This window comes from Pseudomonas sp. Sample_11 (assembly GCF_004307505.1).
GTDB lineage: Bacteria > Pseudomonadota > Gammaproteobacteria > Pseudomonadales > Pseudomonadaceae > Aquipseudomonas > Aquipseudomonas atacamensis.
On the sequence record NZ_RCOD01000065.1, the window covers coordinates 60,245 to 70,956 of the forward strand.

Consider the following 10,712-nt stretch of genomic DNA (forward strand, 5'->3'; position numbering starts at 1 on the left):
GCCTGAATCGCTGGCAAGCCAGCTCCCACAGGTATTGCGTGTATCAGGAACCGATGTAGGCAGTCTTCACGACCGTGTAGAACTCTTGTGCATAGCGGCCCTGCTCACGGGAGCCGTAGGACGAGCCTTTACGGCCACCGAACGGTACGTGGTAATCCACACCGGCGGTCGGCAGGTTGACCATCACCATCCCGGCCTGGGAGTGGCGCTTGAAGTGGTTAGCGTACTTCAGCGAGGTGGTGGCGATGCCGGCCGACAAGCCGAATTCGGTGTCGTTGGCCATTGCCAGCGCAGCTTCGTAATCGGCCACGCGAACGATGTTGGCCACCGGGCCGAAGATCTCTTCGCGGCTGATGCGCATCGACGCTTCGCTGTCGGCGAACAGGGTTGGCGCGAGGAAATAGCCCTCGGTGTCGCAAGTCACCACACCGCCGCCGCTGACCAGACGTGCACCTTCGGACTGGCCGATGTCGATGTACTTCATGTCCTGTTCCAGCTGCGCCTGGGAAACCACCGGACCGATGTCGGTGCCGGCTTTCAGCGCGTGGCCGACCTTGATCGACTTCATGCGCTCGGCCATCGCTTCAACGAATTTGTCGTGAATGCCGGCGGTGACGATCAGACGGCTCGACGCTGTGCAGCGCTGGCCGGTGGAGTAGAACGCGCTCTGCACCGACAGCTCGACCGCTTGCTTGAGGTCGGCGTCGTCGAGAATGATCTGCGGGTTCTTGCCGCCCATTTCCAGCTGCACCTTGGCCTGGCGCGAAACGCAGTTGACCGCGATCTGACGACCCACGCCCACCGAACCGGTGAAGCTGATGCCGTCGACTTTCGGGCTGTTGACCAACGCCTCGCCAACCACGCGACCGCTGCCCATTACCAGGTTGAACACACCGGCCGGGAAGCCCGCGCGGGAAATGATTTCCGCCAGCGCCCAAGCGCAGCCCGGCACCAGATCGGCAGGCTTGAGCACGACGCAGTTGCCGTAGGCCAGGGCCGGAGCAATTTTCCACGCCGGGATGGCGATCGGGAAGTTCCACGGGGTGATCAGACCGACCACGCCCAGCGCTTCGCGAGTAACTTCTACGTTGACGCCCGGGCGTACCGACGGCACGTAGTCACCGGACAGACGCAGGCATTCACCGGCGAAGAACTTGAAAATGTTGCCGGCGCGGGTCACTTCACCGATCGCTTCCGGCAGGGTCTTGCCCTCTTCACGGGCCAGCAGGGTGCCGAGCTCTTCGCGACGGGCGAGAATTTCCGTGCCGACTTTATCCAGCGAATCGTGACGGGCCTGAATGCCCGACGTGGAGTACGCCGGGAACGCAGCGCGAGCAGCGTCGATGGCGGCGTTGACCTGGGTCAGGTCAGCCTTGGCGTAGTCGCCGATGGTGTCGCTGAGTTCGGACGGGTTGATGTTGGCCGAGTAATCGGCACCGGCGACCCATTCGCCATTGATGTAGTTGTCGTAGCGTTTTGCAGTTGTCACAGGGCAGCCCTCAACTCTAAAAGCCATCACGCAAAAAGCCGCTGATTGCTCAGCGGCCTCGCTTTTCTCGTTTATTGCGCGCCTTGCTTGTCGATCAGCGCGGCGAGCATTTCGTACTCTTCGCCGGTCAGGTCGGTCAGCGGCGCACGCACCGGACCTGCGTCATAGCCGGCGATTTTTGCACCTGCCTTGACGATGCTCACGGCGTAACCGGCCTTGCGGTTGCGGATGTCCAGGTACGGCAGGAAGAAGTCGTCGATGATCTTGCCGACGGTGGCGTGATCTTCGCGAGCGATCGCGTGGTAGAAGTCCATCGCGGTTTTCGGGATGAAGTTGAACACCGCCGAGGAGTAGACCGGCACGCCCAGCGCCTTGTAGGCAGCGGCGTAGACTTCAGCGGTCGGCAGACCACCCAGGTAGCTGAAGCGATCACCGAGGCGGCGACGGATCGAAACCATCAACTCGATATCGCCCAGGCCATCCTTGTAGCCGATCAGGTTCGGGCAGCGCTCGGCCAGACGTTCCAGCAGCGGCGCGTTAAGGCGGCAAACGTTGCGGTTGTAGACGACCACGCCGATCTTCACCGATTTGCACACGGCTTCAACGTGGGCGGCAACACCGTCCTGGCTCGCTTCGGTCAGGTAGTGCGGCAGCAGCAACAGGCCTTTGGCGCCCAGACGCTCGGCTTCCTGAGCGTATTCGATGGCCTGGCGGGTCGAACCACCGACGCCGGCGAGGATCGGCACGCTGGTTGCGCAGGTGTCGACGGCAGTCTTGATGATTTCCGAGTATTCGCTGGCGGCCAGGGAGAAGAACTCACCGGTGCCGCCGGCGGCGAACAGAGCCGAAGCGCCATACGGAGCCAGCCATTCCAGGCGTTTGATGTAGCCCGCGCGGTTGAAATCGCCCTGCGCGTTGAAATCGGTCACCGGGAAAGACAGCAGGCCGGCAGAGAGGATGGACTTCAGTTCTTGTGGATTCATTATTCGAACACCCTGGTAGCAACGTTTTATTGTGAGTGGACCGTTCAGCCTTCGCCGAAGTTGTAGGTCATCGTACAACTTAAAAAATAACCGTCAACTGCATTTCATCGTTGGCAGGGCTTTTTTGTCCGACAAAATCGCTGTCTATGCTTCTGGAAATCGCTGGAAGGCCCGTCCTTGAAGCATTTCTCGCGGAAATATCTGGTCTGGATTCGTTTAATTCTGAGAGGACCAGCGGCTCGTAAAGTACGTCGACTGCCACGAAGGATCGTGGCGGACCACTCAAAGGAAGCCGCTATGTCGATGCATTTTGCCGCCCCCACCCTCACCTATGCCGCCCCTGCGCAAGACGACTGCGTGACACTTCAGCTCTCGCAATTGCCGGAGATCCTCACCGTGCAGGTGCCGGATTCCAGCGATTTCGCAGCAAACTGGAGCGTCTACGCGATTCTCGGCAGCGATGGCGAGGAGCCCGAATGGGAAGGTGATGAGGTGGACACTGGCGCCTGGGACGACGCCGAGGATGAAATGGAGAAGCTGTTCGACATCGAGGTGCAACTGCCGAAAGAGGCGCTGCAACCGTATCTGAACCGCGAGGTGGAGCTGCGTTACAAGTTTCGCGATGAGTCGAGTATGGAGCCGTATTCTCAACCACTGAGGATGCGAATTGAACCCTGACTCTATTGACGCGCCACGTCATGGACGGTCAGACGCAACCCAGCGGCAGGTCGACCGTTCGTCCGTACTGGTAGTTCTTACAGGTGTCAGCCGATCAATTCTTGCCCCTAATGGTGACGTAGGTGATGAGTCCCCTAACTATGCCGTGATTCGAGTCATGGCTTAATCATTTTTTAAAAAAGGAATTCAGAGATGGCTTCAACCGAATCGGAAGAACACCCTTACTATCCTACATTTAGAGAGGCTTATCGCATTGGGGAGAGCAGTCTAATCCTTGACACTACCAAGCTCGAAGGCCCTGCCCACGGCATCGTGCCCTGGAATCCTGCATACAAGGTTGGCGATAAGATCACTTTTGAGCTGTTTCAAATAACCCCTTGGATTTCCTCGATCTTTGTGACTGAAGAAAATCGTGAAAAGGAATTCGTCTTTCCGATTGAGAAAGAAAAGTTCGACTTCACGCCCTCAAGATTCTGGTGTTACTTAAATGATGGTCCCTTCCCGGTTCCTCCAATAAATTTGCACGTCATCCTGGAATAATGAGCTAACCCTGCGCCTGCGCCTCTTCATGGGCCTGGCGCAGTCTCTCACGGCTATTGGTCAGGTGCAGGCGCATCGCCGCACGCGCAGCATCGGAATCCTGACGGGCAATCGCGTCGTAGATTTCCTCGTGTTCACGGCTCAGGCGGCTCATGTAATGCTGTTGATCATCGTGGGCCAGGCGCGCCGAGTTCAGCCGGGTACGCGGAATGATGCTGGTGCCCAGGTGCGTCATGATGTCGGTGAAGTAGCGGTTGCCGGTGGACAGGGCGATTTCCAGGTGGAAAGCGAAGTCCGACGACACCGCATCGCTGGCATGCGAGGCGCTTTCGTTCAGGGCGTCGAGGGCGGCGCGCATGGTTGCCAGTTGCTCGGGGCTGCGGCGTTGCGCGGCGAGGCCGGCGGATTCGACTTCGAGGCTGATGCGCAATTCGAGAATCGCCAGCACGTCACGCAGGGTGACCACGGTGGCCGGATCGATGCGGAAACCGCTCGGGCTCGGCGTATCGAGAACAAAGGTGCCAATGCCGTGGCGGGTCTCCACCTGGCCGGCGGCCTGCAGACGGGAAATCGCCTCGCGCACCACGGTGCGGCTGACGCCATGGGCTTCCATGATCGCCGACTCGGTGGGCAACTTGTCGCCACGCTTGAGCAGGCCATCACGGATCTGCTCGCTCAACACCGTCACCAATTCCTGGGCGAGGCTGCGGCGCTTGCGGGGGAGGCGCGGGGTGTCGATCAGCTTTTCCATGGTCTGCATCTTGTCTCGAAAGTTCGGCTTGGCGCCATCATAGCTCAAGCGAGTTGTACGATCACCGTCAACACGACCTCCATGTAGGAGCTGCCGAAGGCTGCGATCTTTTGATCTTGATCTTAAAAATCAAAAGATCGCAGCCTTCGGCAGCTCCTACAAGGGATCCGAGGGGTCAGGCAGTTACGGGTTGCTCCACTAAATGCCCGCTGTCGATCCGCACATGCCGTGGATGGAATCGTTTCAAACTGCTTCGGTGACCGACGCTGACGATGCTCAGACCCGGAATCTCGTCAATCAACGCTTGATACAAGGTCGCCTCATCCTCTTCATCCATCGCCGATGTAGCCTCGTCCATGTACAGCCATTGCGGTGCATAAAGGAGCGCGCGGGCGAAGGCCAGGCGTTGTTGCTCGCCCGGTGAAAGCATGCGCTGCCAGTGATTGGCTTCATCCAGCCGCCCAACCAGGTGTGGCAGACGGCAGGTTTCCAGCACCTGTGCATAACGTTCTGGCGCGTAGGTGTCGCCCGGTTGTGGATAACTCAACGCTTCACGCAATGTGCCGATCGGCAGATAAGGCTTCTGCGGCAGGAACAGATAACGCGCCGCCGGTAAACGAATATTGCCGTGCCCCGCCGGCCACAAATGCCCCATCGCCCGCAGCAGTGTCGACTTGCCGCTGCCGGAACGGCCGCTGAGCATCACGCGCTCACCCGGCTCAACGGTCATGTCAGCGTCGGTCAGCAGGTGACGACCATCGGCCAGATCCAGGCCGAGGTTGTGCACCTGCAAGTCGCTGCCCTGATTCTGCACGTCGATGGCCGGGGTGCGTTGTTCGTTGTCGCTCATGGCCTGACGGAAACTCAGCAGACGATCACAGGTGGCGCGCCAAGCGGCCAAGTCCGAATACGCAGTGATGAACCAGCTGAAATTCTCCTGCACGTTGCCGAACGCCGAGTTGATTTGCATCAGCTCGCCCAGTTCGATCTTGCCGGACAGATAGCGCGGTGCGGCGACGACAAACGGGAAAATGATTGCGATCTGACCGTAGCCGGAGGTGAAGAACGTCAGGCGCTTGGACACGCGCATGATGTCCCAGAAATTGTGCCAGACCAGCCCGAAGCGGTTGCTCAGGCGGCGGTTCTCATTCGGTTCGCCGTTGTACAAGGCGATGCTTTCCGCGTTCTCACGCACGCGCACCATGGAAAAACGCAGGTCTGCTTCGAAGCGTTGTTGCTTGTTGTTCAAACCGATCAGACGGCGACCGATCAAATGCGTCAGCCAACTGCCGACCGCTGCATACAACAGCGCACACCAGAACATGTAGCCGGGAATTTCGATGCCGAACACTTCGATACTGCCCGACACGCCCCACAAAATGATCGAGAACGACACCAGACTGACAATCGTGCGCAGCAGCCCGAGGCCCAGGCTCAGGGTGTTGGCGGTGTAAGTGTTGAGGTCTTCGGAAATCCGCTGGTCGGGGTTATCGGTATAACCGCCCTGCTCCAGCTGATAGTAATTCTTGTGGTCGAGCCAGCGCTTGAAGTGTTTTTCGGTCAGCCACGCCCGCCAGCGGATCGTCAGCATCTGCGTCAGATACAAGCGATACACCGCGCCGAGAATCGCCACCGTCGCGATGCCGCAGAAATACAGGATCAACTGCCAGAACGCGGCTTCATCCTTTCTCTGCAAAGCGTTGTAGAAATCCTTGTACCAACTGTTGATCCACACCGAGATCGCTACGCTGAACAGCGTCAGCGCAATTACGGCAATCAGCAACGTCCAGGCCTTGCCCTTCTCTTCGCTGCGCCAGTAAGGCGTGGTCATCGCCCAGACTTTGCGAAAAAACTGCCCGCGCACAGCATCGTTGACCGCGGAATATTCAGCGTTCTGATTCATGGATAAGGCTCGATAGTAAAAAGAACGGACACGCGCCGATCATAGATGATCGGCGCGTTTTATCGCGAGGGCTGGCGATAGTCGTTCAGCGCAGGTTCAGCGACGAACCGGACGCTTCTGCAATTTGCGCTGCAAGGTGCGGCGGTGCATGCCCAGCGCGCGGGCCGTGGCGGAAATATTGCCTTCGTGCTCGGTGAGCACGCGCTGGATGTGCTCCCATTGCAGGCGATCGACCGACATCGGGTTTTCCGGCACCAGACTGTCGAGGTCGGCATGCTCGGACAGCAGCGCGGCCAGCACGTCGTCGGCATCGGCGGGCTTGCACAGGTAGTTGCAGGCGCCACGCTTGATCGCCTCGACTGCCGTGGCAATGCTCGAATAACCGGTGAGGATCACCACGCGCATTTCCGGATCGAGTTCCAGCAGCTTGGGCAGCAGGACCAGACCGGAATCGCCGTCCATTTTCAGGTCCAGCGCGGCGTAATCAGGCAGATCGGCCTGGGCGATGGTCAGGCCTTCTTCCGCAGAACCTGCGGTGCTGACGCGAAAGCCACGGCGGGCCATGGCGCGGGCCATGACGCGGGTGAAGGTCGCGTCGTCGTCGACCAGCAGCAGATGCGGCAGTTCTTCGCCTTCGACTTGGATTTCGTCACTCATGTTGGTCTCCTCGGGCGCCGTGGGGCAGGCGCAGCTCGGTGAGCGTGCCGCCTTCCTCATGACTATAGAGTTTCACTGAGCCACCGGCGCGTGTCACGCTGGCCTTGCTCAAAAACAGGCCCAGGCCGAAACCTTTGCCCTTGGTGGTAAAAAACGGTTTGCCGATCTGCTCGGCGATGGCCAGCGGCACACCGGCGCCGTGGTCGCGAATGCTGATGGTCAAAGTCTCTGCGTCCCAGTCCAGCGTCACCTGGAGATTTTCCGGGCAGGCGTCGGCTGCATTGTTGAGCAGATTCAGCAAAGCCTGGGTCAGATCCGGCGGCGGCGCCATGCGCGGCACCGCACCCTGGCCAAGACGCTGGAAGCGATAACTGGCTTCCGGGCGCATCAGGTGCCAACGGTTCAACGCCTCGTCGAGCCAGTCGGTAACGTCCTGCATCTCCACCGCCAGACGCCGATTGGCCTCAGCGGCGCGGACCAGTTGCTGCAAGGTTTCCTTGCACAGTTTGACTTGATCCTGCAGCACCTTCAGATCGTCCTGCAGCAACGCATCGGGGTGATCCTGCTGCATTTCCTTGAGCAGCACGCTCATGGTCGCCAGCGGTGTGCCCAATTCATGCGCCGCACCGGCGGCCTGGGTCGCAACGGCGAGCAGCTGCTGATCGCGCAAGCCTTCTTCGCGGCGAATCGCGCGCAGCTCTTCCTGCCGGCGCAGCTCTTCAGCCATCCGCGCGGCGAAGAACGTGATGACCGCAGCAGCCAGGGCAAAGCTCAGCCACATGCCGTAGATCTGCAGATTCTCACGGGCGACCGGCAGGGTTTCCAGCGGATAGAAACGCGTCAGCATCAGCGTGTACAGCGCCAGCGCGATACCGGACAGAATCACCGAATAACGCCACGGCAAGGTCACCGCCGCGATGGTCAGCGGCACCAGATAATAAGAAACGAAGGGGTTGGTCGAACCGCCGGAGAAATACAGCAGCGCACTGTGGATCACCAGATCGCAGGCCAGTTGCAGCGCGTATTCGAGCTCGGTCACCGGCCACGATGTGCGCAGGCGCACGGCAGTGAACACGCAGAGCAGAATCGAGCAGCCCAGGGTCATCGCCAATTGCACCCACGGCAACGGCAACAATTGCAGCCAGTAGGCCAGGCCCACGGAGCCGGCCTGCGCGGCGAGCACAAGTGTGCGGATGAAAGTCAGCCGCCAGAGGTTCTGGCGAGTGGCGGAAGTCAGTTGTACGGGGGCGAGCATGAGCTCTCCTGATGAGCGCTCCAGGCGGATCGCACGGAGTATAACCAAGGCGCGGGGTTCAGAGGCGAAAGTGCGGCAAACGACCACAGGAGAGCAGCTGCAAGTTGCAAGCTTCAAGCGGCAAGCAAGATCAAAAGCAAGAGCAAGAGCTGCGGCGCTTTTGATGTAGCTTGCAGCTTGATGCTGAAGCTTGAAAGGAAGGCAGCTGCAAGTTGTAAGCTTCAAGCGGCAAGCAAGATCAAAAGCGCCGCAGTTCTTGCTCTTGCCTTTACTTGCAGCTTGAAGCTTGCAACTTGCAGCTGCTTTATAGAGTCTGATGGTTCACGCAGCGCCCTCTGCGCCTCATTCAAGGAGCCTTCATGCACACATTTCGCCGCAGCGCCGCCCTCCTCGCCCTGACCGTCGGCAGCGTCGCCAGCCTCCCGGCGCTGGCCGCCGATGAGCTGCACTACAACCAGATTTCCCTGCGCGCCGAAGTCAGCCAGGAAGTGGCCCGCGACCAGATGATCGTGACGCTCTATACCGAAGAGCAGAACACCGACCCGGCCAAACTCGCCGCCGCCATCAGCACCACCATGAACAAGGCCACCGCCCAGGCCAAACAAGTCAAAGACATCACCCTGCGCACGGGCAGCCGCAACAGCTATCCGATCTACGACACCAAAGGCCAGAAGATCACCGGCTGGCGCGAACGCGCCGAACTGCGCCTGGAAAGCACCGACTTCGCCGCCCTGTCCAAACTCACCGGCGAGTTGCTGACCGACCTGAAAATGGGCGGCATGGACTTCGCCATCGCCGACCCGACCCGCAAGGCCAGCGAAGACCAGTTGCTCAAAGAAGCCGTCACCGCCTTCAAGACCCGCGCCCAACTGGCCACCGACGCCCTGGGCGGCAAGGGTTATAAAATCGTCAACCTGAACCTCAACAGCAACGGATACCCACAACCGTACCTGCGCGCGCCGATGATGATGAAAGCCGCGGCCATGGATTCCGCGCCAGTCACGCCGGAAGTCGAAGCAGGCACCAGTCAGGTCAGCATGACCGCTGATGGCTCGATTGAAGTGCTGATGCAGTGATTTAAGCTTGGCGGAATGAAGGACCGGCAATCAGTAAATGGTTGCCGGTTTTTTTGTGCTGGGGTTTTGTAGTGAATGATCCACCGCTATCGCTGGCAAGCCAGCTCCCACAGGTTTTGTTGTGTCTTGAAAATCGCATATAACCTGTGGGAGCGGGCTTGCCCGCGAAAAACGATAACGCGGTGGCCCTGACTGATTACGTACGCGGATCAACCCGATCCAGCGCCCGATTCACCGCCAGCTCCGCCAGCATGATGATCTGCTGAATCGCCAGCGCCGTATTGCGCTGCGGACGACCGAGCTGATCAGCGAAATCACTGGCCAGGGTGTTGGCTGAAGCAAGGGATTCACAGGCGTGGGCGAGCAGGCTTTCGGTGTCGATGTCGGGCCGGATCAAAAACATCGTGCCGGGCGGATGGGGTTTGCCGGGTGGCGGGCAGAGATAGAAATCGAGGGCACGCTTGATGGCTTCGCGGTTCTTCGCGAGATCGTCGGCGCGCAGCGCGGCTTCGAGGGGGGTTGAGGTTTCTTCGGGTGGGTCGGGGACTGGTTTGGTCATGCGCTTCACCTATGAGGTTGAGCCATCTCGATGCCGTTTCTCACACGGCGAAGAGGTGGCAGCTTTGTGCGGGGTGAGAAAACCGGTCATAGGCACCCGGCCGGACATAAGCCCGCCCGCACAGAGCCGCCATAACGCACTTGCGGGCAGCAAACTTGCTGGCGGCAATTATGCGGATCTGGGCACTGAATGACTATGAATGTCGGGTTCTCACACCCGATCGCTGAACAACCAGCGACGACCCAAGCCTAGAGAGCGCACGTCCGACGGACAACCTGAAAACCTTGTGGGAAGGTTCGGGTTATTGAAAATCTGAATTAAACAAACTCAAGCCCTCGGGGACCTTGAGGTGCCTCATCGCGAACAGGCTCGCTCCCATAGAAAAGCAAAAGCAAAAGATCGCAGCCTTCGGCAGCTCCTACACAATGAGCGTTAGCTCGAGTGCTCTTGATCTTGATCCACCGGCGACGTCGGAAGGCTGAGTGGAGGGATTGATCCGGGCGTGGGAGCGCAGCGACCGTTCGACGCAGTCGAACACAGCGGAAGGAGGTGCAGCGAAGCAAACCGTAGCCGCTGCGCCCGGATCGATCCCGGAGCGAAGGAACCCGAGCCTGCGAGGGCCGAACGTAGGAGCAAGCGTTTTTTTGCTTACTTTTTTTAGGCGTTTGTAAAAAAAGTGAGTCGCCGTAAGGGCGAAACCGCCAGCCGCAACACCCGAAGAAACGGATATTCACCCAAACCAACCAACACCCTGGTCGGCCCTAAGGCCGCCAAGGTGCCACCAATCGAAACACCCCAGTTGCACCAAGTAAAACTCCCCA

At 59.5% G+C, this 10,712-nt stretch carries 10 protein-coding genes; 3 read left to right on the top strand and 7 right to left on the bottom strand.

Going from position 1 to position 10,712, the window contains the following annotated elements; all coding sequences use genetic code 11:
* Positions 1-43 precede the first annotated feature (43 nt).
* Together D8U60_RS18440 and kdgD are read right to left on the bottom strand one after the other, a co-directional pair.
* On the bottom strand, positions 44-1,489 hold the full coding sequence (locus tag D8U60_RS18440; protein ID WP_024011600.1) for an aldehyde dehydrogenase family protein: 1,446 nt from the start codon (positions 1,487-1,489) through the stop codon (positions 44-46).
* Positions 1,490-1,560: 71 nt separating this feature from the next.
* Complete coding sequence (gene kdgD / locus D8U60_RS18445; RefSeq protein WP_016771708.1) at positions 1,561-2,472, bottom strand: 5-dehydro-4-deoxyglucarate dehydratase; 912 nt, start codon at positions 2,470-2,472, stop codon at positions 1,561-1,563.
* 297 nt (positions 2,473-2,769) lie between these two features.
* Between kdgD and D8U60_RS18450 the strand changes: the two genes are divergently transcribed.
* Together D8U60_RS18450 and D8U60_RS18455 are read left to right on the top strand one after the other, a co-directional pair.
* Positions 2,770-3,150, top strand: a complete 381-nt coding sequence (locus D8U60_RS18450) for a hypothetical protein (protein ID WP_130900642.1) — start codon at positions 2,770-2,772, stop codon at positions 3,148-3,150.
* Positions 3,151-3,342: 192 nt separating this feature from the next.
* Complete coding sequence (locus tag D8U60_RS18455; RefSeq protein ID WP_016771710.1) at positions 3,343-3,690, top strand: hypothetical protein; 348 nt, start codon at positions 3,343-3,345, stop codon at positions 3,688-3,690.
* Positions 3,691-3,694: 4 nt separating this feature from the next.
* Here the strand turns inward: D8U60_RS18455 and D8U60_RS18460 are convergent, their stop codons facing one another.
* The 4 genes from D8U60_RS18460 to D8U60_RS18480 all read right to left on the bottom strand — a co-directional run bounded on the left by D8U60_RS18460 (position 3,695) and on the right by D8U60_RS18480 (position 8,256).
* Positions 3,695-4,441 (bottom strand): FadR/GntR family transcriptional regulator, encoded by a 747-nt coding sequence (locus tag D8U60_RS18460; protein ID WP_110603732.1) that lies wholly within the window; start codon positions 4,439-4,441, stop codon positions 3,695-3,697.
* Positions 4,442-4,616: 175 nt separating this feature from the next.
* Positions 4,617-6,344: an ABC transporter ATP-binding protein/permease gene (locus tag D8U60_RS18470; RefSeq protein ID WP_122699942.1), complete on the bottom strand. Its 1,728-nt coding sequence runs from the start codon at positions 6,342-6,344 to the stop codon at positions 4,617-4,619.
* 96 nt (positions 6,345-6,440) lie between these two features.
* The gene (locus D8U60_RS18475; protein ID WP_003221630.1) at positions 6,441-7,001 is read right to left on the bottom strand and encodes a response regulator transcription factor; all 561 of its coding nucleotides are present in this window, start codon (positions 6,999-7,001) and stop codon (positions 6,441-6,443) included.
* Positions 6,994-8,256, bottom strand: coding sequence for an ATP-binding protein (locus D8U60_RS18480; protein WP_016771713.1), 1,263 nt, complete (start codon positions 8,254-8,256; stop codon positions 6,994-6,996). The genes D8U60_RS18475 and D8U60_RS18480 overlap by 8 nt, the downstream gene beginning before the upstream one ends.
* Positions 8,257-8,615: 359 nt before the next feature.
* On the opposite strand from D8U60_RS18480, the gene D8U60_RS18485 reads away from it, so the two are divergent.
* Positions 8,616-9,332, top strand: a complete 717-nt coding sequence (locus tag D8U60_RS18485; RefSeq protein WP_016771714.1) for an SIMPL domain-containing protein — start codon at positions 8,616-8,618, stop codon at positions 9,330-9,332.
* A gap of 196 nt (positions 9,333-9,528) precedes the next feature.
* Here D8U60_RS18485 and D8U60_RS18490 read toward each other — a convergent pair whose 3' ends face one another.
* Positions 9,529-9,891: a DUF6124 family protein gene (locus D8U60_RS18490; RefSeq protein ID WP_125917913.1), complete on the bottom strand. Its 363-nt coding sequence runs from the start codon at positions 9,889-9,891 to the stop codon at positions 9,529-9,531.
* Positions 9,892-10,712: the final 821 nt, after the last annotated feature.